Source organism: Curtobacterium pusillum, assembly GCF_007680845.1.
GTDB lineage: Bacteria > Actinomycetota > Actinomycetes > Actinomycetales > Microbacteriaceae > Curtobacterium > Curtobacterium pusillum_B.
The window spans coordinates 378,297-404,258 of sequence record NZ_VEIY01000003.1 but is presented as its reverse complement, the minus strand read 5'-3'; the positions used below and the strand labels follow the sequence as shown (position 1 = coordinate 404,258).

The 25,962-nt window shown below is 72.5% G+C and carries 24 protein-coding genes; 14 read left to right on the top strand and 10 right to left on the bottom strand.

Features of this window, described 5'->3' with window-relative positions; translation table 11 throughout:
- Positions 1-18: 18 nt before the first annotated feature.
- The 4 genes from FS825_RS09505 to FS825_RS09490 all read left to right on the top strand — a co-directional run bounded on the left by FS825_RS09505 (position 19) and on the right by FS825_RS09490 (position 4,255).
- Positions 19-1,284: a glycosyltransferase 87 family protein gene (locus FS825_RS09505; RefSeq protein ID WP_144712302.1), complete on the top strand. Its 1,266-nt coding sequence runs from the start codon at positions 19-21 to the stop codon at positions 1,282-1,284.
- Complete coding sequence (locus tag FS825_RS09500) at positions 1,281-1,589, top strand: thiamine-binding protein (RefSeq protein ID WP_144712300.1); 309 nt, start codon at positions 1,281-1,283, stop codon at positions 1,587-1,589. Before FS825_RS09505 ends, FS825_RS09500 begins: the two co-directional genes overlap by 4 nt.
- Before the next feature lie 150 nt (positions 1,590-1,739).
- On the top strand, positions 1,740-2,891 hold the full coding sequence (locus FS825_RS09495; RefSeq protein WP_144712299.1) for a glutathione-independent formaldehyde dehydrogenase: 1,152 nt from the start codon (positions 1,740-1,742) through the stop codon (positions 2,889-2,891).
- A complete protein-coding gene (locus tag FS825_RS09490; protein ID WP_222126911.1) occupies positions 2,891-4,255 on the top strand; it encodes a DUF2254 domain-containing protein in 1,365 nt (454 codons plus the stop codon). Before FS825_RS09495 ends, FS825_RS09490 begins: the two co-directional genes overlap by 1 nt.
- On the opposite strand, the gene FS825_RS09485 is transcribed toward FS825_RS09490, so the two are convergent.
- The gene (locus FS825_RS09485) at positions 4,222-5,226 is read right to left on the bottom strand and encodes a response regulator transcription factor (RefSeq protein ID WP_144712294.1); all 1,005 of its coding nucleotides are present in this window, start codon (positions 5,224-5,226) and stop codon (positions 4,222-4,224) included. The genes FS825_RS09490 and FS825_RS09485 overlap by 34 nt on opposite strands.
- 275 nt (positions 5,227-5,501) lie before the next feature.
- On the opposite strand from FS825_RS09485, the gene FS825_RS09480 reads away from it, so the two are divergent.
- The gene (locus tag FS825_RS09480; protein WP_144712292.1) at positions 5,502-5,681 is read left to right on the top strand and encodes a hypothetical protein; all 180 of its coding nucleotides are present in this window, start codon (positions 5,502-5,504) and stop codon (positions 5,679-5,681) included.
- A gap of 302 nt (positions 5,682-5,983) precedes the next feature.
- Positions 5,984-7,249 (top strand): MFS transporter, encoded by a 1,266-nt coding sequence (locus FS825_RS09475; protein ID WP_144712290.1) that lies wholly within the window; start codon positions 5,984-5,986, stop codon positions 7,247-7,249.
- 143 nt (positions 7,250-7,392) lie between these two features.
- Here the strand turns inward: FS825_RS09475 and FS825_RS09470 are convergent, their stop codons facing one another.
- From FS825_RS09470 to FS825_RS09445, 6 genes are all read right to left on the bottom strand, one after another.
- Positions 7,393-8,064, bottom strand: a complete 672-nt coding sequence (locus FS825_RS09470) for a response regulator transcription factor (protein ID WP_144712288.1) — start codon at positions 8,062-8,064, stop codon at positions 7,393-7,395.
- 115 nt (positions 8,065-8,179) lie between these two features.
- Positions 8,180-9,502, bottom strand: coding sequence for an MHYT domain-containing protein (locus tag FS825_RS09465; RefSeq protein ID WP_144712286.1), 1,323 nt, complete (start codon positions 9,500-9,502; stop codon positions 8,180-8,182).
- Positions 9,503-9,518: 16 nt separating this feature from the next.
- Positions 9,519-10,676, bottom strand: coding sequence for a sensor histidine kinase (locus tag FS825_RS09460; RefSeq protein ID WP_144712285.1), 1,158 nt, complete (start codon positions 10,674-10,676; stop codon positions 9,519-9,521).
- A 250-nt stretch (positions 10,677-10,926) separates the two neighbouring features.
- Positions 10,927-12,144 (bottom strand): homoserine O-acetyltransferase MetX, encoded by a 1,218-nt coding sequence (metX, locus tag FS825_RS09455; RefSeq protein ID WP_144712283.1) that lies wholly within the window; start codon positions 12,142-12,144, stop codon positions 10,927-10,929.
- Between the two features lie 257 nt (positions 12,145-12,401).
- Positions 12,402-13,733 carry a bifunctional o-acetylhomoserine/o-acetylserine sulfhydrylase gene (locus FS825_RS09450; protein WP_144712281.1) on the bottom strand — a complete coding sequence of 444 codons (1,332 nt, stop codon included), beginning with the start codon at positions 13,731-13,733 and terminating at the stop codon, positions 12,402-12,404.
- A 181-nt stretch (positions 13,734-13,914) separates the two neighbouring features.
- Positions 13,915-15,006 (bottom strand): acyltransferase family protein, encoded by a 1,092-nt coding sequence (locus FS825_RS09445; RefSeq protein ID WP_144712279.1) that lies wholly within the window; start codon positions 15,004-15,006, stop codon positions 13,915-13,917.
- Positions 15,007-15,087: 81 nt separating this feature from the next.
- Here FS825_RS09445 and FS825_RS09440 point away from each other — a divergent pair, with 81 nt between their 5' ends.
- The 5 genes from FS825_RS09440 (at position 15,088) to FS825_RS09420 (ending at position 18,571) form a co-directional block, all read left to right on the top strand.
- Positions 15,088-15,900 carry an SDR family oxidoreductase gene (locus FS825_RS09440; RefSeq protein WP_144712277.1) on the top strand — a complete coding sequence of 271 codons (813 nt, stop codon included), beginning with the start codon at positions 15,088-15,090 and terminating at the stop codon, positions 15,898-15,900.
- Between the two features lie 93 nt (positions 15,901-15,993).
- Positions 15,994-16,527, top strand: coding sequence for a phosphoribosyltransferase (locus FS825_RS09435; RefSeq protein ID WP_186377158.1), 534 nt, complete (start codon positions 15,994-15,996; stop codon positions 16,525-16,527).
- Entirely contained in the window at positions 16,524-17,246 is a 723-nt protein-coding gene (locus FS825_RS09430) for a Type 1 glutamine amidotransferase-like domain-containing protein (protein ID WP_144712275.1), read from the top strand. The genes FS825_RS09435 and FS825_RS09430 overlap by 4 nt, the downstream gene beginning before the upstream one ends.
- Before the next feature lie 4 nt (positions 17,247-17,250).
- Positions 17,251-17,934 (top strand): uracil-DNA glycosylase, encoded by a 684-nt coding sequence (locus FS825_RS09425; RefSeq protein WP_144712273.1) that lies wholly within the window; start codon positions 17,251-17,253, stop codon positions 17,932-17,934.
- Positions 17,935-17,944: 10 nt separating this feature from the next.
- Positions 17,945-18,571: a GNAT family N-acetyltransferase gene (locus FS825_RS09420; RefSeq protein WP_144712271.1), complete on the top strand. Its 627-nt coding sequence runs from the start codon at positions 17,945-17,947 to the stop codon at positions 18,569-18,571.
- A gap of 334 nt (positions 18,572-18,905) precedes the next feature.
- Here the strand turns inward: FS825_RS09420 and FS825_RS09415 are convergent, their stop codons facing one another.
- Complete coding sequence (locus FS825_RS09415) at positions 18,906-19,604, bottom strand: FadR/GntR family transcriptional regulator (RefSeq protein ID WP_144712269.1); 699 nt, start codon at positions 19,602-19,604, stop codon at positions 18,906-18,908.
- 205 nt (positions 19,605-19,809) lie between these two features.
- Between FS825_RS09415 and FS825_RS09410 the strand changes: the two genes are divergently transcribed.
- The 3 genes from FS825_RS09410 to FS825_RS09400 are packed head-to-tail and all read left to right on the top strand — an operon-like array spanning position 19,810 to position 23,271.
- Positions 19,810-21,420: a GntP family permease gene (locus tag FS825_RS09410; protein WP_260981104.1), complete on the top strand. Its 1,611-nt coding sequence runs from the start codon at positions 19,810-19,812 to the stop codon at positions 21,418-21,420.
- A 50-nt stretch (positions 21,421-21,470) separates the two neighbouring features.
- On the top strand, positions 21,471-21,962 hold the full coding sequence (locus FS825_RS09405; protein WP_144712556.1) for a gluconokinase: 492 nt from the start codon (positions 21,471-21,473) through the stop codon (positions 21,960-21,962).
- 19 nt (positions 21,963-21,981) lie between these two features.
- The gene (locus FS825_RS09400) at positions 21,982-23,271 is read left to right on the top strand and encodes a cytochrome P450 (RefSeq protein ID WP_144712558.1); all 1,290 of its coding nucleotides are present in this window, start codon (positions 21,982-21,984) and stop codon (positions 23,269-23,271) included.
- Between the two features lie 53 nt (positions 23,272-23,324).
- On the opposite strand, the gene FS825_RS09395 is transcribed toward FS825_RS09400, so the two are convergent.
- Complete coding sequence (locus FS825_RS09395) at positions 23,325-24,266, bottom strand: L,D-transpeptidase (protein WP_144712267.1); 942 nt, start codon at positions 24,264-24,266, stop codon at positions 23,325-23,327.
- A 21-nt stretch (positions 24,267-24,287) separates the two neighbouring features.
- Complete coding sequence (locus FS825_RS09390; RefSeq protein WP_144712265.1) at positions 24,288-25,952, bottom strand: ABC-F family ATP-binding cassette domain-containing protein; 1,665 nt, start codon at positions 25,950-25,952, stop codon at positions 24,288-24,290.
- Positions 25,953-25,962 lie beyond the last annotated feature (10 nt).

The window sequence follows — 25,962 nt, the reverse complement described above, 5'->3', positions numbered from 1 at the left end:
GGCCGGTACGCTCGTCCGGTGCAGAGGACGGATGCCCGGACGTGGTGGCTCGAGCTGGTCGGGTTCGCCGTGGCGTTCGTCGCCGTGCACGCGGTGCTCTGGTTCCTGACCTCGGTGTCGGCCAACCTGCCGCTCGGCGACGTCACCATCACCTACCGCCGGTGGATCGAGACGGGGCACGCCTCCGGGTTCTGGGTCGGGATGGACGGGGACTGGGTGTACCCGATCCTCGCGATCGTGCCGATGGCCGCGGCCGCGCTCGGGGGTGTCGCGTCGATCGGCACGGGGTGGCTCGTGCTCATGGTCGTGCTCGACGCCGTCGCATGCGCGTTCCTCTGGCGTTTCCGCGGACTCGGCGTCCGGGTGGTGTGGTGGTGGCTCGGGTTCCTCCTCGCGCTCGGGCCGATCGCCCTCGGGCGGATCGACACGGTCGCGACCGTCCTCGCCCTGGTCGGCGTGGCGTTCGTCGCGAGCCGGCCGGCGGTGGCGTCGGCGCTGTTCACCGCCGGAGCCTGGACGAAGGTGTGGCCCGCCGCGCTCGTCGGGGTGCTCCTGCTGCTCCGACGAGGACACCGGCGCGGCGTCCTCGCGGGTGCGCTCGTGCTCACGGCGCTCATCGTCCTCGTCGACGTGCTCTACGGCGGAGCCGCCCACCTGCTGTCCTTCGTCGGGCAGCAGACCGGGCGGGCGCTCCAGATCGAGGCGCCGCTCGCGACACCGTTCATGTGGGCGGCTGCGCTCGGGGTGCCCGGTGCTGCCGTGTACTACGACCAGCAGATCCTGACCTTCGAGGTGTCCGGTGCCGGGACGCACGCCGCCGCCGCGGTCTCCACGCCGCTGATGGCCGTGGTCGTCGTCGCCGGGGTCGTCCTCGCGCTCTGGGCCGTCCACCGCGGGGCGCACCGGGTCGAAGCGGCGCCGCTCCTCGCCCTGCTGTTCGTCGCCGCCCTCGTCGCCACGAACAAGGTCGGCTCACCGCAGTACATCGGCTGGTTCGCCGTGCCGATCGTGTGGGGGCTCGTCGCCGGTCGGCCGAGCGCCAGGCGGTTCCTCCCCATCGCCGTCGCCGCGATCCCGATGGCCCTGCTGACGCAGGTGATCTACCCGGGGTTCTACGACCAGGTGCTCACCGTGCAGCCGTGGATCCTCGTCGTGCTGACGCTCCGGAACGCGCTGGAGGTCGGGGTGCTCGTGTGGAGCGTCGTGGCGATCGTGCGGCTGGGGCTCGGTGCTCGACGCGCGCCCGTGCCGGCCGTCCCGGCAGAGGGCAGGATGGGCGCATGATCGTCGCGTTCTCCGTCGCCCCGTCCGGTGGTCCCTCCGCATCGTCGGACGGGTCCGTGCACGATGCCGTCGCCGCGGCCGTGAAGATCGTCCGCGAGAGCGGGCTGCCGAACCGCACCTCGTCGATGTTCACCGAGGTCGAGGGGGAGTGGGACGAGGTCATGGACGTCGTCAAGCGCGCCACCGAGGCCGTCGGGGCGTACGGCACGCGGGTGTCGCTGGTGCTCAAGGCCGACATCCGCCCCGGGCACACGGGCGAGATCGACGGCAAGCTCGAGCGGCTCGAGGCGGCGCTCGGCGACTGAGGGTCGCGGTCGCGCTCGCGTGAGATCGGGAGTTCTGCCGATGCGGACTCGGTGCTGCCTGGCCTGGAATGGAGGTCCGAAGGGCAGCCGGTGAGGACGGATCGTCGTCCCGCCGTCTGGCCACCTGGACTCGACGGCGAGGAGAAGACCATGAAGGCAGTTGTCTACCGGGGCCCCCACGAGGTGCGTGTGGAGGACGTCCCGGACGCGGGGATCGAGCGCCCCACCGATGCCGTGGTACGGATCACGACGACCAACATCTGCGGCTCGGACCTGCACATGTACGAGGGGCGCACCGACTTCGAGCAGGGCCGCTGGTTCGGCCACGAGAACATGGGCGAGGTCGTCGAGGTCGGGGACGGCGTCGACAAGATCAGGGTCGGCGACCGCGTGGTGCTCCCGTTCAACGTCGCGTGCGGCCACTGCAAGAACTGCGAGCGCGGCCTCACGAACTACTGTCTGACGGCCCAGCCCGAACCGGCGATGGCCGGGGCCGCGTACGGCTTCGCGGACATGGGGCCGTGGGCCGGTGGCCAGGCGGAGTTCCTCCGGGTGCCGTGGGCGGACTTCAACTGCCTGCGCCTGGGAGAGGACGCCGACGAGCGGGCGAACGACTACGTGATGCTCGCGGACATCTTCCCCACCGGGTACCACGCCACCGAGTTGGCGGGGGTCCAGCCCGGCGACCAGACCGTGATCTACGGGGCCGGACCCGTGGGCCTGATGGCCGCGCTGTCCGCGACCCTGCGGGGTGCGAGCAAGGTGATGGTCGTGGACAGGCACCCCGACCGCCTCCGTCTGGCCGAGTCGATCGGTGCGATCGCGATCGACGACTCCGCGGTCGACCCGGTCCAGGCTGTGCTCGACGAGACCATGGGGCTCGGGGCGGACAACGGCTGCGAGTGCGTCGGCTACCAGGCGCACGAGCCGGACGGGACGGAGCAGCCGAACCTCACCATGAACCGGCTCGTCGCATCCGTCCGGTTCACCGGCAGGATCGGCAGCGTCGGTGTCTTCGTCCCGCAGGACCCGGGCGGGGCGGACGAGCTGGCGAAGCAGGGCCGGATCGCCTTCGACTACGGCACGTTCTGGTTCAAGGGCCAGCACATCGGCAGCGGTCAGGCCCCGGTGAAGCGGTACAACCGGCAGCTCCGCGACCTCATCGCCGCGGGCAAGGCCACGCCGTCCTTCATCGTCAGCCACGAGCTGTCGCTCGACGAGGCACCGGACGCGTACCAGCACTTCGACGCGCGCGACGACGGGTGGACCAAGGTCGTCCTCAAGCCCGGCAAGGCCGCATGATGTCCGCGGGGTCGGCCCGGAGCGGCCCGGGTCGGACCGGCCGGACCGACCCCGCGCCGGACCGTCAGCGCCGGCTGGAGTACCGCTGGCGGGTCAACAGCCTCTGGCTCGTCCCGGTGCTCTGCATCGCCGCCGGGTGCGGGTTGGTGGCCGTCACGCTGGCGGTCGACGGTGCGGTCGGCTACGACGCCGTGCCGGGGCACCTGCTGGGCACGGCGACGGCGGTGCAGACGATCCTGAGCACGGCCGCGTCCGCGATGCTGACCCTCACGACGGTCGTGCTCACCGTGCTCACGCTCGGCGTGCAGCTCGCGATGCAGCAGTTCTCGCCCCGGATCGTCCGGGCGCTCCTGGCCGACGGCCGGAGTCAGCTCGCGCACGGGTTGTTCGCCGCGACGTTCCTCGTCTGCATGGTCGGTGTCGGAGCGGTGCACGACACGGCCGGACCGGGGCACCAGGTCCCGACCGTGACCGTGGCGGTCTCGTACGTCCTCCTGCTCGCCAGCCTGCTGGTGCTCGTCGGGTACGTGCACCATGCGGGACAGTCGCTGCGGGTCGCCGGCCTCGTCGACCTGGTCGGCGACAACCTGCAGCGCGAGATCGACCGGTCCTTCGCGGTCGAGGCAGCGCCCACGCCGGACCCCGACACGCTGACCGCCGCCGAGTCCGGCGTGGTCGTCATGCTCGACGTCGACCACCTGGTCGACGGTGCGCGGCGATCCCACGAGTGCCTCGAGATGCTCGTCGCCGTGGGGGACTTCGTCCCGCGGGGTGCCCCGCTCGCACGGCGTCGCGGAGGGAGCGGGGAACGCGGGGAGGAGCGCGATCTCCTCCGCGGCATCCTGCTCGACAACGAGCGGACCCACGTCGGCGACGCTCCGTACGGCCTCCGGAAGCTGTCCGAGGTCGCGCAGCGCAGCATCGCCTCGGGGCCGCACGACGATCCGGGGACGGCGGTGCAGGCCATCGACCGCATCCACGACGCCGTGCGCCAGCTCTGCACGCGCCGGATGCCGTCCACCCACCACCACGACGAGGCAGGGGTCCTGCGGCTCGTGACCCGCGAGCTGACGTGGGACGGGTTCGTCGCGGTCGCGTTCGACGAGGTCGTGACGCTCGGCAGTTCGTCCCGGGTCGTCGCACGCCGGCTGCTCGCGGCGCTGGACGACCTCGTCGCCGTCGCTCCGCCGGCACGGCGCGCTGCGGTCGAGGAGCAGCGGGAGCGCCTGCTCGCCGAGGCCGAACGGAACGACATCCGACTGGAGCCGGACCTGCAGGGACTCGGCTCCGGGAACGACGTGGCGCACCCGCCCGTGGTGCCGGACCTCCGTCAGCAGAGCGGTGTGGGAACCGGCGGAACGTAGAGGCCCTCGCGCTGTGCCCGCACCGCCGCGTGGGTCCGGGACGGCGACGAGAGCTTCACCATGATGTGTTCGACGTGGGTCGCCACCGTGCGGGACGTCACCACGAGGTCGCGGGCGATCTGGTCGTTCGACGACCCGTCGAGCATGTGCCCGAGCACCTCGAGTTCCCGCCGCGTCAGTCCTCGGAGGTCCGCGGGCGGCGACAGCAGGACGATGCCCCGGACCCCTGGCGCCGTGGCCCCGCTCAGGGCGAAGTGCGTGACCCGCACGTGGTCGTGCGGCGCGTCGGGTCCGTCCGAGGGCCAGAGGAACGACGTGGGCGACCCCGCGAGCGGTGGTTGGGCGCGGATGACGTCGAGCAGCTCCGACCGCTTGTCGAGGAGGTCGCTGCCGGGCAGGCCGGGCAGCGGTTCGGCACCGCCGTCGTCGCGCAGGAGGACCCCGGCGAAGGCACCGTCGACGAGGCGGATGAGCGCGGTCACCGAGGACATCGGGTCGACGATCCGCGCGAGCAGCTCCGTCGCACGGGCGAGGTCCCGCCGGCGGGCAGCGGTGGGTGGACGCCGGTCCGCGGACAGCACGGCGATGAAGCCGACGTGCCGACCGCCGGGTTCGAACAGGGCGGTGGCGAGCGCCTCGTGGAGCCCCGAGGGGTACAGACACTCCGCCCAGGTGCGCAGGTCGTCCGCCGGGTAGGGCAGGTCGGACGGGCTCAGCGGAGGAGCGTGGCGGTCCGTGCCCGTGAGCTCGATGTCACGAGCCATGACCGGCCCGCTCAGGTACCGCTCGACGTCCGCCCCGATCCCGCTGCTGGCGAGCGAGAGGTACTCCGAACCGACGAGCACCGAGACCCACGCACCGTCGAACGGCACGAGCTGGTGCAGCACGCGCAGCATCTCCTGGGCCCGCTGGTCGGCTGGTCCCGCCGCAGCTGCCAGCCGGGCGAGTTCCGGTCGGATCTCGACCGCCATCGGACACCTCCTGGCGTCATCGTCGGTGTCGACCGGCGGGTCGGGATCACCGGTCGGTGGTCCTGTCGTCCGAATCCCCGCCCGGGTCCGACACTGCTCGGCAGGCGCTGCTCCTCGGACCGAGGATGTCCACGGAACGCGCCCGGACGGCGCCGCGCGACACGCCGGAGGCCTCCCGGCGATGTCGGTGGTCGGGTGTCTCATGGTGTCCATCGAGCCGCACCGGGCGGTTCGACGCCACCCCCGGGTGGCACCCGGACGACGAGGAGCGCGTGATGATGCACGACGGCTGGTGCCCCGACTGCGACCTGCGAACGGTCGTCATCGACACCGACGAACACGGCGAGAACGCCTGGGCGACCTGCAGCGAGTGCGGTGCCGGGTGGGTCCACCGGGACGAGCTCCCCGAGCTGGTCGCCACGTCCGCCGCGCAGCCCGAGCGTCGCGCCGCCTGACGGCGGTCGAATCGATTCGTCCCCGGGCTTCCGTTCGGGGTTTGGAGCGGTCTACACTGCTGAGACCGGTCGTCTGGTACGACCGGTCGTCCCCGTTCGCCGCTGAACCAGGGCCGTCCTCCGTCCGTACCTACCCTCGCGTGAGCGACACGGTGCGACCGCCGGGTCGCGTGAGCGACACGGCAACGGGCCGCGGAGGCACGGTGCGGCCACCACGCGCACCCACGGTCCCAGCCGACCCGGCACACCGCGCGGGTCGACGTCCGGAACCCGCCCCGCTCCTCCCGTCCAGAACAGGCACCATGTCCCGTCTCACGCCTGCGCGTCGCGCGCTCGCGCTCATCGCCCTCGCTCTCGGCGGGTTCGCCATCGGTTCGACCGAGTTCGTCGCGATGGGTCTCCTGCCGAACATCGCGGAAGCGCTCCTGCCGCACCAGTACGACCTCGACCCGGACGCCGGGATCGCCCACGCCGGCTGGCTCGTCAGCGCGTACGCCCTGGGTGTCGTCGTCGGTGCCCCCACGATCGCCGCGATGTCGGCGAAGTTCCCGCGCAAGGGCCTCATCCTGGTGCTGCTCGTCGGGTTCGTCGTCGCCACGGTCGCGAGCGCGGTCCTGCCGTCGTTCGGCCTCGTGCTCGTGGCCCGCTTCGTCGCCGGGCTGCCGCACGGCGCGTACTTCGGCATCGCGTCGATCGTCGCGGGCGACATCATGGGTCCGGGCAAGCGGGGCAAGGGCATCGCCATGGTGCTCCTCGGCCTGTCTGTCGCGAACGTCATCGGCGTCCCCGCGATCACCTGGGTCGGACAGGTCGCCGACTGGCGCATCGCCTACGGCGTCGTCGCCGTGCTGTTCGCGCTGACGTTCCTCGCCGTGTGGGCCTTCGTGCCGCGGAGTGCCCGCGACGAGCACGCCACGATCGGCCGCGAGCTCCGCGCCTTCCGCGTCCCGCAGGTCTGGATGGTCATGGGCCTCGGCGCGGTCGGCTTCGGTGGGTTCTTCGCGGTCTACTCGTACATCTCGCCGCTCGTGCAGAACGTCACGGGATTGCCCGAGTCGTTCGTGCCGCTCGTCCTCGTGGTCGTCGGCATCGGCATGGTCGTCGGTGGGGTCCTCGGCGGACACCTCGCCGACCACAGCGTGAAGCGGACGATCTACGTCGGCATGTTCGCCCTCATCGCCGCGCTGCTCGTGACCGTGCTGACCGCCCAGTGGGTGTGGGGGATGTTCCTCGGGGCGTTCCTGCTCGGAGCGACCTCGTCCGCGATCCCGCCGGCAGTGCAGTCCCGGCTGATGGACGTCGCCGGGGACGCCCGCACCATCGCGGCAGCGCTCAACCACTCGGCGTTCAACATCGGCAACTCGATCGGCGCGGCCCTCGGTGGCGCGGTGATCGCCGCCGGGTTCGGCTTCACGGCGCCGGGGTGGCTCGGCATCGTGCTCGCGCTGCTCGGGGTCGGCATGACGATGGTGAGCTTCGGCGCCGAGCGGCGGAGCAGCCGGCGGGCGTCGCTCCGGTCCTCGTCGCCGAGCACCGGTCCGATCACTGCGCCGATCCCCACGGTCTGACCGCGTGCGGTCGTGAAAGCGACAGTCTGCCGCGGAACGTTCGCGGGAGACTGTCGCTTTCGCGGGCGGGACGGGGTGGCGTCGCGGGCTGTGTCGCTTCGGCGGGCTCGGCGGGGCCAGCGGGCCGGGCGCCCGAGCGCGGCCTACAGGCCCAGCGGGCTGCCGTCCTGCACGATGATGCCGTCCTGGATCGCACGCTTCCGCAGCGCCACCTTCGTGCCGACGTCGAAGCCGGCGACCCGGTACTTCTCGCGGATGCGCTTGAGGTAGCTCTTCGCCGTCTCCTCCGAGATGCCGAGCTGGTACGCCACGCTCTTCACCGGCTCGCCGCCGCCGTACAGCGCCATGACGCGACGCTCCTGGGCGCTGAGCTTCGGCACGCCACCGACGTCCCCGCTGTTGATCGCGAGGTCGAGCTCGGCGGACACGTACTGTTCGCCGCGCTGGGCGGAGCGGATCGCCTCGACGATCATGTCGGCGTCCTCGCTCTTCACGAGGTAGCCGAGGGCGCCGGAGCCGAGGGCCTCGCGGACGACGTTCGGTTCCGAGTAGGTGCTCATCACGACGGTCTTCACGCCGGCGGTCTTCAGCGTCGAGATCTTCAGGGACACCGGGATCGAGTCCTTGAGGTCGAGGTCGAGCAGCACGACGTCGACCGGGAACGCCGGGCTGGTGAGGAGCTCGGGCCAGGTGGTGACCGCGGCGACGAGCGTGATGTCGTCGGCCGCGTTCCGGATCCACTCGGTGAGCGCGCCGAGGAGCATCCTGTGGTCGTCGACGAGTGCGAGTCGGATCGGTTCCTCTGGAGTCGCCATGGTGGCGTCCTTTCTCGGGGGAGTCGTGGCCGATCCTAGGGGGACGGACCACAGGGCACGGGCAGGCTGGTCAGGGTGTCCGGCAGCCGTTGGCCAACCGGGTCCGTGCGACGGACTACATGGACGGATGTCGGTCGACGACGCAGTGCGCGACGACGTGCAGGACGCCGTCCCGCACGGTGTCGGTGTACGGGCCGATGCGCTGGAGGGCGCTCCAGGCGGTCGGGCCGAGTCGGCGCCGGGGGACCCCGCGCGACTCGAAGACGATCGGGACGTCCATGGTCTCGTCGGTGACCGGGTGGCCGTCCGAACCGACCGGGCCGAGGGTCACCGAGACGACCGGCGATCCGGCCTGCGTCGGCTTGCCGTCCCCGACCATCTGCCACAGCGCCTGCAGCAGGCCGTCGCGCTGCGCGGGGGAGAGGTGGCCGGCGAGGGACTGGGGATCGGCCACGCTGACGGACCGGCCGAGGTTGTCCGACTCCGTGATCGCGTGGTACAGCCAGGTCTCGCGGCGGCCCTCGATGAGGTGGAGGCGGAGCTCGGTGGCGAGCGACGCGGCGACCGATGCTGATGCGTCGGAGAGCGGCAACGGGTCGCTGCCGTTGGCGACGGCATCGAGGAGCTTCTCGGCGGCGAGGTCGAGTCGGGCGAGCTCGTCGGAGGCGAGCATGCCGACCGCGAACTGCGGCGCCTGGACGTTGCTCTGCACGAGCACGCGGTCGAGCTCGCGCTGCACGAGCTGGCGGAACCGGTGCACGACGAAGATCGCGATCGACGGGGGGACGGTCACGAGTGAGACCGTCGAGACGATGGCGGGGAGCGTGTCGCTGGTGATCGGGGTGGACGCGATCGCCATGCCCACGAACGCCAGGCCGAGGACGGCGATGGCGGCGGCGACCTCGCGAGCGGGGCGGAGCGTGGCCACGGGCAGCAGGGCGAAGCCGGCGGCGACCGACGCGGACGCGGTGTGGGCGAGGTCGTGTTCGGGCCAGATCCCGACGAAGTCGAGCGTGACGACGCAGCCGAGGACCACGCAGATGAGCGCGAAGGCCAGTCCGGTCAGCCGCTCCCCGTAGGTCAGGAGGCTCAGCCCGACGCCGACCGCCGCGATGAGGTACAGACCCCACGCAGCTGCCGGCAGCCACGGGTCGGTGAACTCGTTCCAGCGGATGAGGAAGAAGACGATGCCGGCGACCGCCTGGATGCCGGTGAGGACGGCGGCGCCGAGACCGAGGTAGCCGGCGCCGAGCGACGCGCCGGGCTTGGCGGCCTGCCGCAGCGACCGTGCACCGGTCGACGTCGAGGGGAGGCCACGCGCCTGCCGACGCTCGCTGCCCCGGTACCGCTCCCGCGCCTCCCGTCGGGTCCGCGGAGCGGGCTGGACCGGTTCGCCGGGGAGTCCGCGGCTGATCGTGTCCTCGGGAACGCGGGTCATCGCCGCACCTCCAGCGTCATCGCGGTGCCTCCAGCACGACCGTGGTGCCGGACCCCGGCGCCGAGAAGAGCTTGGCGTCGCCGCCGACCTCGCGGAGACGGTTCACGACGCTCTCCTTGAAGCCGAGCCGTTCGGCGCTGACGTGGGTGAGGTCGAAGCCGACACCCGAGTCGGTGACCATGGCGCGGACCATCTCGTTGTCGTGCACGATCGTCACGTGCGCCTCGCCGACGCCGGCGTGGCGCCGCACGTTCTCGAGGCACTCGCCGAGCGCGAGGAGGAAGGCGTCGAGCACGTGCGTCGGCAGCAGGACCTGGCCGGTGCCGTGCCAGCTGACCTCGAGGCCCATGCGGCCGAAGCGCTGCTTGACGGACTCGAGGGTCTGGCCGAGCGGCGACTCCTCCTCCCGGGTGAGGGAGTAGTCGCCGGACTGCTGCGGCTGCGGGGTCGCGCCGAGGCGGAGGTGGCGGAGGAGTCGGGCGTCCTCGGCGGCCTGCTCCCGCATCGCCTGCTCGGAGACGCCGACGCCGGAGTGTGCCAGCAGCGTCAGGGTGGCGAGCACGGTGTCGTGGAGGAGCCGTGCGCCCTGGCGACGCTGCGCTTCGGTCTCGCTGGCCTGGCGTTCGGCGCGGTGTGCGGTGCCGATGCTGTAGATCCGGCGCGCGACCCGCGGGATGCTCCGGGAGATCCAGATCGTCACGACCGCGATGAGGACCCAGCCGAGCAGCGCGCCGGTGACCGGGGCGGCGAGGATGCTGCCGCTCGCCCAGACGATCGCGACGACGACGAACGCGCCCGCGGCGATGGTGAGCCCGAGTCCGACAGGGTGACCACGCTGCGCCATCAGCGGTGCGGAGATGCTCCCCGCGGCGAGGGGGACCACGGCGCTGGCGATGATCGGCCGGACAGCCTCGTCGGCGCCGAGGAGCAGGAGCGCGAGCGCGCCGAGCCCCGAGACCAGGATGAGTGCCGTCCACCAGACCGAGCCGTTCCACCCGAAGGCCAGGAACCCGCCGATCATGACCGCGATGCACGCCAGGCCGCCGATCAGCGGGGTGACCGGGACGGCGAGCGCGCAGATGATGGCGATCACCGAGACCAGTGCGCAGACGATGCCCACGACACGGGTAGTCGACCGGAGCAGCCGGTCGCGTTCCTGTGCGATGAAGTCCATCGATGTCCTGGTTGGTGACGATGTGGTCTGGGAAACCGAGCCTCGTTCAGTCCGGGCTCCACGCCATCATTCCACGCGCGACACCCGTTGGGGGGTGTTCGGCGCGCCCGGTCGTGTCGGATGGGCCCGGGATCGTCACCGGGCGCGTCCCGCGGACGAGCGCGCGGTCACGCGGTCGGTCGCGCGGTCGCGCGGTCGCGCGCTCACGCCGTCTCGCGGCCGCGCGTCCCGCGGACGAGCGAGCGCACCGTCACGCGGTCGGGACAGCCGCACCGAGCAGTCGGCCGAGGTGCGCCCCGACCGCCTCGTGCTCGATGAGGAACCCGTCGTGGCCGAACTCGCTCTCGATCACCGCGGCGCGGTCCCCGTCGAGGGTGTCCGGGATCCCCGCGGCGATGCGGTGCTGGTCCTCGATCGGGAACAGCCGGTCGCTGGACACCCCGACCACGAGCGTCCGCGCCGTCACCTGCCCGAGCGCCGCCGCGACCCCGCCCCGCCCGGCACCGACGTCGTGCGAGTCCATCGCGTGCGTCAGCGTGACGTAGGAGCTCGCGTCGAACCGCCTGGTGAACTTGTTGCCGTGGAAGTCGAGGTAGCTCTCGACCGAGAACCGTCCGTCGTCGCCGAGGGGGGACACGTCACTCTGCCACGACCGGGCGAACCGGCCGTTCAGCTCGTCCGACGCCCGGTAGGTCATCAGTGCCATCCGCCGTGCGAGCGCGAGCCCGCGGTGCGGCCCCTCGCCGGCGTCGGCCTCGTAGTAGTCGCCGCCGGCGAACGCGGGGTCCATCTGGATGGCCGCGCGCTGCAGGGAGTTCGCGGCGATCTGGTCCGCCGTGGTCTGTGCCGTCGAGGCGAGCACCGCCAACCGCTGCACCCGCGACGGGTGCGCGATCGCGAACTCGAGCGCGTGCATCCCGCCCATCGAGCCGCCGACGACGGCCGCGAACACGTCGATCCCGAGGCGGTCGGCGAGCTGCGCCTGCACCGCGACCTGGTCGCGGACGGTCACGAACGGGAACCGGGACCCCCACTCCACCCCGTCGGGAGCGACGGACGACGGCCCGGTCGTGCCCTGGCAGCCGCCGAGCATGTTCGGCGCGACGACGAACCAGCGGTCCGTGTCGATCGCGCGACCCGGACCGACGACGTCGCCCCACCAGCCGGCGGTCCGGTGGCCCGGTCCGGGCAGGCCAGCGACGTGGGAGTCGCCGGTGAGCGCGTGGAAGACCAGGACGGCGTTGTCGCGCTCCGGCGACAGCGTCCCCCAGGTCTCGTAGGCGACACGGACCGCCGGGATCCGCCCGCCGCGGACCCACTGCTCGCCGAGGGCCTCGAAGTGCCGGGCACCGGGATGGTCGCCCGGGCGCCAGGCCCCGGTCACCGGGGGCTTGCCGAGCGTGCCGAGTTCGGTTCCGGGCACGAGGGTGGACGGCACGGAGTCCTCGGGGGTCGTCTGCCAGTCCATCTGGTCCAGTCTGCCGGGAGGCGCGGCGCGGGGCCGCCGTGTTACGTCACGTCCGGCGTGGCGCGGGTCCACGGCGCGTGGTCGGCTCGGCGCGAGCGCGCGGTCATCGACATCGTGCGCGTCGTTCGACGAGTGCGGTGTCGCACCATGTGCACGCACCGGATGCGTTCGCGACGTGCGACGTCCCTCGTGTCGATCGACACGTGGGACGTCGGACCATGCACACGCCGAGCGCCCACCCGGGCGCCGCGCGGCCCCTACGCGCGCAGGCCCTCCTGCGACACCGCACGCGCCGCGGCGAGCCCGGCCTCGAGGTCGGCCTTCAGGTCCTCGATGTTCTCGATCCCCACCGACAGGCGCACCAGCCCCGGCGTGACCCCGGTCGTCAGCTGCTGCTCGGGCGTGAGCTGCGAGTGCGTGGTCGATGCGGGGTGGATCACGAGCGACCGCACGTCACCGATGTTCGCCAGGTGCGAGAACAGCTGCAGGTTGTCCACGAACGCCTTGCCGGCCGGCACCCCGCCCTTGAGCTCGAACGACAGCACCGCCCCGACGCCCTTCGGCGCGTACTTGTTCGCCGCGGCGTACCACGGCGAGGTCGGCAGCCCCGCGTAGGCGACCGTCGCCACGTCGGGGTGACGGTCGAGCCACTCGGCGATCTCCTGCGCGTTCGACACGTGCCGTTCGATGCGGAGGGACAGCGTCTCGATGCCCTGCAGGAGCGCGAACGCCGTGTCCGCCGAGTTCGACGCACCGAGGTCGCGGAGCAGCTGCACCCGCGCCTTGACGATGTAGGCGAGCTCGTTGCCGACCGCCTCGGCGAAGACGGCCCCGTGGTACGAGGGGTCCGGGGTGTTGAACTCCGGGAACTTGTCCGGGTGCTGCGACCAGGCGAACTTGCCCGAGTCGACGATGATGCCGCCGATGACCGTGCCGTGGCCGCCGAGGAACTTCGTCGCCGAGTGCACGACGATGTCCGCTCCGTGCTCGAACGGACGGATGAGGTACGGCGTCGCGATCGTGTTGTCCACGATGAGCGGGACGCCCGCCTCGTGCGCGACGTCGCTGACGCCGGCGATGTCGAGGACGTTGATCTTCGGGTTGCCGATCGTCTCCGCGAAGAACAGCTTCGTGTTCGGGCGGATCGCGCGGCGCCACTCCTCGAGGTCGTCCTGGTCCTCGACGAAGGTCGTCTCGATGCCGAGCTTCGCGAGCGTGTACTTGAACAAGTTGTACGTGCCGCCGTAGATCGACGACGACGAGACGATGTGGTCCCCGGCGCCCGCGATGTTGAGCACCGCGTAGGTCTCAGCGGCCTGGCCGCTCGCGACGAGGAGCGCGGCGCTGCCCCCCTCGAGCGCGGCGATCCGCTGCTCGACGACGTCGTTCGTCGGGTTCATGATGCGCGAGTAGATGTTGCCCGGCTTGGCGAGGGCGAACAGGTCGCGCGCCTCGTCGGAGTTCGCGAAGACGTACGACGTCGTCTTGTAGATCGGCGTGGCCCGGGCTCCGGTGGTCGGGTCGGGCTGCGCGCCGGCGTGGACCTGCGTGGTCTCGAACCGCCAGGCGGCTGCGTCGTTCTCGGTCATGTCGTGCTCCTGTCCGGTGGTGGGCGTCGGGTCGTCGGGTCGTCCAGCGCTTCGCCCAGGAGGCGCGGCGCGGCTGTGCGTCGATCGTCACGGTACGCAGGTGGGCGCGTCGGGACCAGCGCACCCGCCTCGGGACGTAACGCGGGCGCCGGGGACGAGCCGCGCCTCCTGGGTCGGGCCGCTAGGCCGGGTCGCGGCGGAACAGCCAGCCGACGTTCGGTTCGAGCAGCCAGTGCATCCCGCGCCGGACGAACGGCTGCGCCAGGAACAGGCTCACGGCGCAGGCGATCGCGACCATGAGGAGCACGTACGGCCAGGCGGAGTGCGGCCCGGCGAGGACCCCGGACTCGCGGATCGGGTAGAGCAGGAACGTGTGCAGCAGGTAGACGTACATCGTCGCCGCTCCGAACCGGGTGATCCAGACCGTCCGCCGGGGGACGAGGAGCAGGAAGCACGCCGTCAGCAGCGCCGCGAAGAGCATCAGTCCGAACCGGACGGCACCCGCCCACCACGCGTCCTCGCCGAGCCCGGAGTACGAGTCGTCGTAGAAGAACCAGTGGTGCAGGTCGAACTCCTTGAACTGCGGGATCCAGATGGCGCACGCCACCGCCCACGCCGCGAAGACGGCCCCCGCCGCGATGCGCACCCGGACGACCAGGCGCCGTGGTGCCTCGTACCATCGGTCGAAGAGGCCCCACTGCTTGACCTGCCAGCCGACGAGGAAGAACGGCAGCAGGCTGATCGCCCGCGACAGGGAGAGCGTGGAGTCGACGTTGTCGAAGTAGCCGACACCGATGCTGAACACGACCGCCCAGAACAACGGCCACCGCAGCTGCGCGAGGTACGGCAGGATCAGCCGGAAGATCCCGAGCGCGAGCAGGAACCAGAGGGTCCAGGTCGGCTGCGTCGGGTTGAACTTCTTCCCGCCCTCGACCAGCCCCTGCACGACGGTCCAGATCGTCTGCATGATGATGTACGGCACCACGATGTCGGTGATGGTCCGGCGCATCCGCTTGGCGGTCGGGGTGTCCGCGGAGGAGAAGTACCCGCTGATCACACCGAACGCGGGCATGTGGAACGCGTAGATGAACGTGTACAGCGCGAGGGCGTGCTCGCTCGCCGTCGTCTGCCGCTGGATCGCGTGCCCGATGACCACGAGCGTGACCGCGAGGAACCGCGCCGTGTCCCACATCGGGATACGACGCTTCGCACGACCCGGCTCGAGCTGCGTGGCGGGCGCCGAGGGCGCGGGAGGGGCGGCATCCGTCGTCATCGCCCGTCACGTTACCTGATCGTGACCTTCCCTGATCGGTACGGTTGTCGGGACATCCCGTCCGATCCCTGGAGGAACCACATGGCATCTCGTGCCGAAGCCGCACCTCGTCGCGAAGCCGCGCCTCGTCGCGCAGTCGTCACCGGAGCGAGCTCGGGGATCGGAGCCGCCACCGTCCGGCTGTTCCGCGACCACGGGTGGGAGGTGCTCGCGGTCGCCAGGCGTGCGGACAAGCTGGAGGCGCTCGCCGCGTCGACGGGTGCGGCGGTCCTCGTGGCGGACATCACCGACGCCGCGGACGTCCAGGCGATCGCCGACCGTGTCGAGGAGCTCGGCGGCGTCGACGTGCTGGTCAACAACGCCGGGGGAGCGCTCGGGTCGGCGACCGTGGAGGAGTCGGACGTCGAGGACTGGCGCGCCATGTTCGAGGTCAACGTCATCGGCACGAAGCGCGTGATCGCGGCGCTGCTGCCGTCGCTGCGGCGTCGTGCCGGTGCGGCGGGGAGCGCCGACATCGTGACGGTCACGTCGACGGCCGGGTTCGTCTCCTACGAGAACGGCGGCGGGTACAACGCCGCGAAGGCCGCCGAGCACGCCCTCGTCGGCGCGCTCCGGCTCGAGCTGAACGGCGAACCGCTCCGGGTCGTCGAGATCGCCCCCGGACTGGTGAAGACCGACGAGTTCGCGCTCACCCGGTTCCGCGGGGACGAGCAGAAGGCGGCGGCGGTGTACGACAACGTGCCCGAGCCGCTCGTCGCCGAGGACGTGGCCGAGGCGATCGTGCACGCGGTCGAGCTCCCGGCGCACGTCAACCTCGACCTCGTGACGATCCGGCCGGTGGCCCAGTCGGCGCAGCACAAGCTCGCGCGCGGTCCGCTGACGCCGCGGGGCTGACGGCGGCGGCGCGGCAGTCCGGGGTGCGTGCTGCACGCGCCCGGGCGTGATCGCGGGTCGCGGGCGCGGGGTCCGTGCCGGTACCGTGGTCGGATGCCGATCAGCAGCGACTCCGGGTCACCCGCCCAGGCTCCCTCGACCGTGACCGTGACGAGCGGGCCCGAGGTGCTCGGGTGGCTCGAGTTCGGGGACGCGGCCCGCCTGCTCGCGAAGGACGTCCTGTCGTCCGGCTTCGAGCCCGAGGTCGTCGTCGCCGTGGCCCGCGGCGGCCTCATCATCGCCGGTGCCGTGGCCTACGCGCTCGGCACCAAAGAGTGCGGCTCGATCAACGTCGAGTTCTACACCGACGTCGAGCAGCGCCTGGAAGAGCCCGTCATCCTCTCGCCCGCGCTGGACGCACCGAGCCTCGCCGGCAAGCGCGTGCTCGTCGTGGACGACGTGTCCGACTCCGGCCGCACGCTGCGCCTCGTGGTCGACATCATCCGGAACGCCGGGGCCGACGTCCGCAGCGCCTGCCTCTACTCGAAGCCCGGCACCGTGCTCGAGCCCGACCACGTCTGGCGTCGTGTCGACGGGTGGATCACCTTCCCGTGGAGCGCCCTGGCCCCGGTGACGGCCGAGTCGTGAGCATCCACCTCGTCGGCGGCGGACCCTTCGCCGCCTCGGACGCCGCTGCGCCCTTCCTCGCCGAGGCCACCGCACGCTCCGCCGCCGTCGGCCGGACCGTGCCGCGGATCGCGCTGCTCAGCGTGGCGGACGCTCCCGGTGCGCCGTTCTCCGGCTCGACCCGCGACATCGCCGAGGTGCTCGGTGGTGCGCGCCAGGCCGAGGTCCTCGTCACCGAGATCGGCCCCGGTGACGTCTTCAGCACGACCGTCCTCAGCGACGTCGACGCGCTCGTCGTCGGCGGCGGGGTCACCCCGGACTACCTCGACGCCGTCGCGCCCCTCGTCGACCAGATCCGCCTGCTCGTGGCGGACGGCCTGCCGTACCTCGGCTACTCGGCCGGCGCGATGATCGCCGCGGACCGGGCACTCGTCGGCGGTTGGCGCATCGGCGGGGTCGAGATCTGCCCGGAAGAAGCCGCCGAGGGACTGGACGAGGTCGAGCTCCGCGAAGGACTCGGTCTCGTCGACCTGACCATCGACGTGCACGCGGTGCAGGCTGGCACGCTCGCCCGGCTGATCGCGAGCGCCGAGGCCGAGTTCGTCACCGCCGGCCTCGCGATCGACGAGGACACCACCCTCGTCGTCGGTGAGGGCGCGCTCGAGGTCCGTGGCACCGGCAGCGTCTGGCGCGTCGTCGCCGCCGAGGAGTCGGTCTCCGTCGCGACGATGGGCGCCTAGCACCGTGCAGCCCCGGCCGCTCGCCGACCTGGTCGACCCCGGATGGGCTCGGGCGCTCGCCCCGGTCGAGGACGACGTCCACCGGATGGGCGACTGGCTCCGCGGCGAGGTCACCGCCGGACGGCACTACCTGCCCGCGGGCGACAACGTCCTCCGGGCGTTCGCCGACCCGTTCGATGACGTCCGCGTGCTCGTCATCGGCCAGGACCCGTACCCGACCCCCGGGCACCCGATCGGCCTGTCCTTCGCGGTCGACCCGCACGTCCGACCGGTCCCGCGCAGCCTCGCGAACATCTACCGCGAGCTCCAGTCCGACCTCGGCATCGCGCCGCCCGCGCACGGGGACCTCCGCGCGTGGTCGGCGCAGGGCGTCCTGCTGCTCAACCGCGTCCTCACCGTCGAGGCCGGTGCCGCCGGCAGCCACCGCGGCAAGGGCTGGGAAGCCGTCACCGACCAGGCCGTCCGTGCGCTCGTCGCCCGCGAGACCCCGCTCGTCGCCGTGCTCTGGGGTGCGCAGGCCGCATCGGTGCGCCCACTGCTCGGTGACACCCCGGTCGTCGCCTCGCCGCACCCGAGTCCGCTCAGTGCGTCCCGGGGGTTCTTCGGCAGCCGGCCGTTCTCGCAGGTGAACGGACTGCTCGCCGCGCAGGGCGCCGAACCGGTCGACTGGGCGCTGCCCGCCGAATAGGCTCGGACGCGTGCTCGAGGAGGAATACCAGCGACGGCGGGTCCTGCCGCGACACCTGCGTGCCCCCGCGCCGACGGAGCCCGCGTTCGCGTACACGATCCGCGCGGCCGAGCCCTCGGACCTCCCGGACATCCGCGAGATCCACACGCACTACGTCCGCAACTCGTCGGTGACCTTCGACCCGTCGGCGTTCACGTTCGCCGCCTGGAAGCGCCGCTACGACGACATCCGGAAGCGGAAGCTGCCGTTCCTCGTCGCGGTGAACCCGTCCGGGCAGGTCCTCGGGTACGCCCTGGTGGACGCGTGGAACCCCAGGGACCGGTCGAACCACGTCGTCGAGGACTCGATCTACCTCGGAGCGGCGTCCGGCGGCAAGGGGCTCGGCCGGGCCCTCATGGAGGCGCTCCTCGACGAGTGCCGGGCGGCCGGCGTCCGGGAGGTCGTCGCCGTCATCGCCGACCGCCAGGCCGAGGCGTCGATCCGGCTGCACGAGCGGCTCGGCTTCGAGGAGATCGGCCGCATGGGGAAGGTCGGGTACAAGTACGACCGGTGGCTCGGCACGGTGACGATGCGGTTGCGGCTGCGTGGGCCGCGCCTCTTCGCGCGGGGTCGGGCCCCGCGCGAGCCCCGCGCCTGACCGGGGGCGCGCCGCGCTCGGCGCGCGGCCCCGCGAGCGGGCATTATCCGTCACGCTCGCGGCGCCCCGGCAGCACGTCCTGCCCGCTCGGCGACCGCCACGCGGCGTGTCGTGCCCGCTCGGTCCGTCGGTCCGGTGGTCGGACTGGAGGCGCGGTGCCAGCCCGCACCGCGCCTCCAGTCCGTCGGCCGGTCGGGTCGCGGCGCCGCGAGCGGGCACGATCTGTCACGCTCGCGGCGCGCGGACCGCGTGTCGTGCCCGCTCGGCGACCGCCACGTGGCGTGTCGTGCCCGCTCGGGCGACCCCCGCCGCACCCGCACGCGCCGCACCCGCGTCAGGGCCGGGGCGCCTCCGCGATGAACTCGTCGCGCGTCACCCGCACCAACTCGCCGGCCGACGCCGAGGCCCCGCCGGCATCGCCCGCGACGAGCGCCCGCCCCACCGCCACGTGCCGAGCCGCAGCGTCCCGAGTCCACCGGGTGATCGTGTCCCGCGACTCCGACGTCCGGGTGCGGAGGAGCGCCTCGACCGTGCCGGCGAAGTGCGCGAACACGGCGTTGCCGGACGCCTCGAGGAGCGCCCGGTGGAAGCGGACGTCGGCCTCGAGGTAGGCACGGCTGTCGTCCCGGTCGCACGCGTCGGTCATGTCCGAGGCGGCGGCGAGCACGGCCTCCGCACCGGGCGTCCCTGCCGCGAGGGACGCGGCGACGGGTTCGACGCCGAGGCGCAGCTCGAGGAGCTCCCGCTGCTGGTCGAAGTACGACGGCGACGCACCCCGCCACCGGATCACCGTCGGCGCGAGCAACTCCCACGACCCGATCCCGAGCACCTGGGTCCCCACGCGCTGCCGCGGTTCGACGAGCCCGAGCGACTGGAGGACCCGCAGCGCCTCGCGCACCACCGACCGCGACACGCCGAACTCGTCGGCGGCGGTCTCGGGCCGGAGCACCGACCCCGCGGCGAGCTGCCCGTCGACGATCCGCTGCCCGAGGGTGTCGAGCACGTGGGCGTGCAGTCCGCGTCCGGTCGGCATCGTTCCTCCATGCAGTACGTGTCACGCGGGGACGTGACGCCGGACCCATCGAATCGGCAGACTGCCCCGGAAGGCGGATGCCGCGCGGTGGATCGTCGTATAGTCTGATTAATCAGATTATTGACGGTCGGACGCTCCGGCGCCAGACCGTCCTCGACACCAAGGCGACGGAGCCGCGCAGTTGCGGCTCCAGGAAGGGGCCCTGATGCCTCACGCTCTCCCGGCCGGAGCGGCCACGGCCCACGCGGCCACGGCCCACGCGGCCACGGCCCACCCGGCCACGGCCCATGCGGCCACAGCCCACGGGGCACACCCGCTCTCGGTCCTTGCCGCTGACGGCGGCGCGACCCCGACCGTCGACCCGTCCGGCCCCGTCGCACAGCTGGTCATCGCGGCCGTCATCGGCATCGTCGTGATCATCGCGCTGATCACCTGGCTCAAGGTGCACCCGTTCATCGCGCTGACGATCGGGGCGCTCGGCGTCGGCATCGGTGCCGGCCTCGCGCCGGACAAGGCGGTCACGAGCTTCGGCAACGGCTTCGGCGCGACGATGACGAGCGTCGGCATCCTGGTCGGCCTCGGATCGATGTTCGGCAAGATGCTGGTCGACTCCGGCGCCGCGGACCGCGTGGTGGACACGCTCGTCCGGCGGTCCTCGAAGGCGGCTCTGCCGTGGACGATGGCCCTCATCGGCGCGCTCATCGGCCTGCCCATGTTCTTCGAGGTCGGCCTCGTGCTCCTCATCCCGATCATCGTCCTCGTCGCCAAGCGGAGCACCGTCCCGATCATGAAGATCGCCGTGCCGGCCCTCGTCGGCCTGTCGACGATGCACGCCTTCGTCCCGCCGCACCCCGGACCGCTCGTGGCGATCTCGACGGTCGGTGCGAACCTCGGCACCACCCTCGCCTTCGGCATCGTGCTCGCGATCCCCGTGATCGTCCTCGCCGGCCCGGTCTTCGCCCGCTTCGCGGCGCGCTGGGTCGACATCCCCGCACCCGACATGTTCGGCTCGCGCGGGACGGGTTCCGGTCCGGAGGACCCCGCTTCCGGCGGACGGGAGGCGCGGCGCGTCCCCGCCACGCAGGACACCGCCTCCCTGCCCCACGGCAAGAGCGACTTCACACGCGTCATCAGCGAGCCGCGCAGTCCCTCCTTCGCGGTCGCACTCATCGGCATCCTGCTGCCCGTCGTGCTCATGCTCGCCCAGGCGATCCGCGAGGCGTCGGCGCCCGACGCGGCCGGCTCGTGGGTCAGCTTGCTCGACTTCCTCGGGTCGCCGATGATCGCGATCGGGATCGCCGCCGTCTACGCGATGGTCTTCTTCGCCATCGGCGGCGGGATGGACCGAGCGGCCGTCTCGAAGTCCCTCGAGAGCGCGCTGCCGCCGGTCGCGGGTGTCCTGCTCATCGTCGGTGCCGGCGGTGGCTTCAAGCAGGTCCTCATCGACACCGGGATCGGCGGGGTGATCGCCGACGCCGTGAAGGACTCCGGGATCTCGGTGCTCCTCGTGGCTTGGGTCGTGTCGGCGCTCGTCCGGGTCGCCACGGGCTCGGCGACGGTCGCGACCGTGACCGCGGCGGGCATCATGGCCCCGATCGCGCACGACCTGTCCTCGCCGATGACCTCGCTGCTCGTCCTCGCGATCGGTGCCGGCTCGGTGTTCCTGTCGCACGTGAACGACGCCGGTTTCTGGCTGGTGAAGGGCTACCTCGGCACGACGGTCGGGCAGACGTTCAAGACGTGGACCGTGCTCGAGTGCCTCATCTCGGTGTTCGGCCTGCTCGGGGTGCTCCTCGCGGGGGTGTTCATCCATTGAGCGAGTCGACTCCGACCGACGCCGCGCTCGACGCCCGCGTCCTCGTCGTGATGGGCGTCTCCGGCTCCGGCAAGTCCACGGTCGCCGCGATGGTCGCCGAGCAGCTCGGGTGGGACTTCGCCGAGGGCGACTCCATGCACCCGCAGTCCAACGTCGACAAGATGCACGCCGGCACCCCGCTGACCGACGACGACCGCTGGCCGTGGCTCGACGTCGTCGCGTCCTGGATCCGCGGGCACCTCGCCGACGGGACGCCGGGCGTCGTCACCTGCTCGGCGCTCAAGCGCTCCTACCGTGACGTCCTCCGCGCTCCCGGGGTGGTGTTCGTGCACGTAGCGGGGTCGAGCGACCTCATCGGGGACCGCATGTCACAGCGCTCCGGGCACTTCATGCCGGCGTCCCTGCTGGCGTCCCAGCTCGCGACGCTCGAGCTGCCCGAGGACGACGAGGTGCACATCACGGTGGCGGCCGACCGCACCCCGGACGAGGAGAGCGCCGAGGTCGTCGAGCGGCTCGCACTGCAGCCCAACCCGAGAGGCTGATCGGGTGGCCGTCGGCAGCATGGGCCGCATGGCGATCGACGACTCCCTCGCACTGCTCACCCGTGGGTACGGGTTCGGCGCGCACCTCTGGCGCCGGACCCGGGCCGGGGCGCGCGCCGTCCCGTTCCGACTGCTCGGGAAACCCTCGCTGTTCGTGCGGGGCGCCGAGGGCGTCGAGCTGTTCTACGACGGCGACCGCACCGCCCGGCACGGAGCGATGCCCGCGCTCGTCCAGCGCACGCTGTTCGGCGTCGGGTCGGTGCACTCCCTCGACGGTGCCGAGCACCGGCACCGCAAGGCCACGTTCGTCGACGTCGCGTACGAGGACGAGCACGTGCGACGACTCACCCCGCTGCTGGCCGAGGAGTGGGGCCGTGAGCTCGCGGCCTGGACCGCCGGTGGCCACCGGAGCGCGTACGACGCGGGTGTCGGGGCGATCGGCCGCGCGGTGATGCGCTGGGCGGGACTCCCGGGCACACCGGCCGCGAAGACGCGGTGGGCGGCCCGGTTGGCCCAGGTGGTCGACGGGTTCGGCGTCCCGTACTCGCCCGAGTACCTGCCGGCGGTGCGCAACCGGCACTGGTCGGACCGGCACGCCGCTCGCCTGGTCGAGGCCGTCCGCGGCGGTCGGCTCACGCCTGCGGAAGGGTCCGCGCTGTACGAGTGGGCCTGGCACCGCGACCCCGAGGGTGCCCTGCTGCCGCCGCGGACGGCCGGCATCGAGCTGCAGAACAGCTTCCGCCCGGCCATCGCCGTCGCGCGGTTCGTCGCCTTCGCGGCGAAGGAGCTGCACGACCACCCCGAGTGGCGTGCCCGCATCGCTGAGGAGACCCGTACCCGCCGCAGTCTCACGGACGGACCCGCCGCGGTCGCCTTCGCGCAGGAGGTCCGTCGGACCGCGCCGTTCGTCCCGATGCTGCCCGCCTGGGCCACGACCGACGTCGAACTCGACGGTGAGCGGCTGCCGGCTGGCGGACGGGTGGTGCTGGACATCCTCGGCACCGACACCGACGACCGCTCCTGGCCGGACGCCGACCGCTTCGACCCGGGCCGGTTCCTCGGCGTCGACGACTACGAATCGCTCCGGACCTTCGTGCCGCACGGCGGGGCCGACGTCGCCACCGGCCACCGCTGCCCGGGGGAGAAGGTCGCGATCGCCGCCCTCGCGACCGCGGTCGCCGCACTGAGCGACCCCGGGGTCCGCATCCTCGACGAGGGGCTCGAGGTCGACCGCCGTCGACTCCCCACGAAGCCCGCGTCCGGTGGTCGCGTCCGCGCGTCGGGCTCGGGCGGCTGCCCGTTCCACTGACGCAGGGCTCGTCCCGCTGACGCTGGGCTCGTCCCACTGACGCCGGCGTCGCCCTAGACGAACCGGATGGCCGTCCCGACCGGTAGGGCGGCGAGTGTCCGCGTCATCTCGGCGGAGATCCGGACGCAGCCGTGCGAGCTGCCCGTCGGGTCGGGGTAGTAGTGGAACGCGGTCAGCGCCGCGTTCCCGCCGTAGGACGGGATCGACGGGGAGTGCGCCCCGGTGAGGATGATCGGGTTGCCTTCGGTGTACGTGACCCGCGTGTCGACGTACGAGGCCTCGACGTAGGTCGCCGTGTCCGACGGGGTCGGGTCGTCCGGCGTCCCGAGGCGCGCCCGCTCGGACGCCAGGGTCCGGCCCGCCCGGTCGACGACGGACACGGTGCTCGTGGCGACGTCCACCCGGATCGCCCGGTCGACGTCCGCCACGGTGAAGTCGGCGGCCCGGGCCCAGGCGAAGGTCGCGCTCGGCGCCTGGTCCCCGACGCCGCCGGGTGTCCGGTTGCGCGCCGGCGTCGAGACGAGCAGCATGCCGCCGTCGGCCCCGGGGGACCGGCCCCAGACTGCCGTCGCGGCCGGCCGGTCGATGGTCGAGACCAGGTGCGACAGCGTCGCGACCGGCGGGGCGTCCGCCCGCGGGCTGGCGTACAGCGCCACGAGCGGGGCCGTCGGCGTCGCGATCTGCCACGTGTCCTGCGGGTGCACTCGACTGCCGTCGAGCAGCTGCGGCACGACCGCGTCGTGGTACGCGAGCGGGAGTCGGGCGAGGGTCGCCTGCGACGGGGCCGCAGGGACCGCTGCGGGGGTCGGCGTCGGTGTCGGTGTCCGCGTGGGCTCGGCCGCGGAGGCGCGGGTCGGGTCCGGCGCGTCGGGTGCGTTCCCGACGGTGACGGCCACCCCCACGCCGACGGCGACGACGCACGCTGCTGCCACCGCGGTCGCGGTCCAGGTCCTCCGACGCATCGTCCGTCCCCCGGGATCTCGGTGCTCGTCCACGTCGGACCCTACGCGCGTCCGCTACTGCTCGGTGACGGTGCCGCCCTCGACGCGCCACTGCCGGTCGAGCCGGACGGTCTCGAGCATCCGACGGTCGTGCGTGACGAGCAGCAGCGTGCCGTCGTAGGACTCGAGCGCCTGCTCGAGCTGTTCGATGGCGGCGAGATCGAGGTGGTTCGTCGGTTCGTCGAGCACGAGCACGTTCACGCCGCGGGCCTGCAGGAGCGCGAGGCCGGCGCGGGTGCGTTCCCCGGGCGAGAGTGCACCAGCGGATCGTCCGACTTGGTCCGCCTTCAGCCCGAACTTCGCGAGCAGGGTCCGGACGTCGGCGGTGGTGTACTCGGGGACGATCGCCTCGAACGCGTCGGCGAGCGGCTGGTCGCCCGTGAAGGCGGCTCGGGCCTGGTCGATCTCGCCGATCGCGACGCTCGACCCGAGGGACGCCGTCCCGGTGGTGGGAGTCTGCGCGCCGAGCAGCGCCCGGAGGAGCGTGGACTTGCCGGCGCCGTTCGGTCCGGTGATGCCGATGCGGTCGCCGCCGTCGACCTGCAGGGACACCGGACCGAGCGTGAAGTCGCCCTGGGTGAACGTGGCGTCGGAGAGCGTCGCGACCACGGCGGACGACCGCGGGGCGATGCCGATCGTGAACTCGAGCTGCCACTCCTTGCGCGGCTCCTCGACCTCGTCGAGCCGGGCGATCCTGGACTCCATCTGCCGGACCTTCTGCGCCTGCTTCTCGCTCGACTCGGACGCTGCCTTGCGGCGGATCTTGTCGTTGTCCGGCGCCTTCTTCATGGCGTTGCGGACGCCCTGGCTCGACCACTCCCGCTGGGTCCGTGCACGGGAGACGAGGTCGGCCTTCGTCGCGGCGTACTCGTCGTACGCGTCGCGCTTGTGCTGCCGGGCGATCGCGCGTTCCTCGAGGTACGCGTCGTAGCCGCCGCCGAACAGTCGGTTGGACGACTGGGCGAGGTCGAGCTCGAGCACGGCGGTCACCGAGCGCGCCAGGAACTCGCGGTCGTGGCTGACGAGCACGACGCCGCCGCGGAGGCCCCGGACGAACCCTTCGAGCCGGTCCAGACCGTCGAGGTCGAGGTCGTTCGTGGGTTCGTCGAGGAGCACGATGTCGAACCGCGACAGCAGCAGTGCGGCGAGGCCGACGCGGGCGGCCTGCCCGCCGGAGAGTGCCGTCATCAGGGAGTCCGGGCCCACGCCCTCGTCGCCCGCGGACACGACGAGCCCGAGGTCGGCGAGGACGACGGGGATCCGCTCGTCGAGGTCGGCCGCGCCCGAGGCGAGCCACCGGTCGAGAGCCACCGAGTACCGGTCCGCTGCGGCGTCGCCGGCGTCCGGTTCACCCAGTGCCGCGGCCGCCGCGTCCATCACGGCCGTCGCCTCGGCGCACCCGGTCCGACGGCCGATGTAGTCGCCGACCGTCTCACCCGCGACCCGCTCGTGCTCCTGCGGCAGCCAGCCGACGAAGGCGTCGGTCGGCGCGAGGGACACCGTGCCGGCGAGGGGCTCGTCGACCCCGGCGAGGAGGCGCAGCAGCGTCGACTTGCCCGCACCGTTCACGCCGACGACGCCGATCACGTCCCCGGGGGCGACGGTGAGGTCGAGGTTGTCGAACAGCGTGCGAGCGGCGTACCCGCCGGCGAGCCCCTTGGCGACGAGCGTGGCGGTCATGCGCCCATCG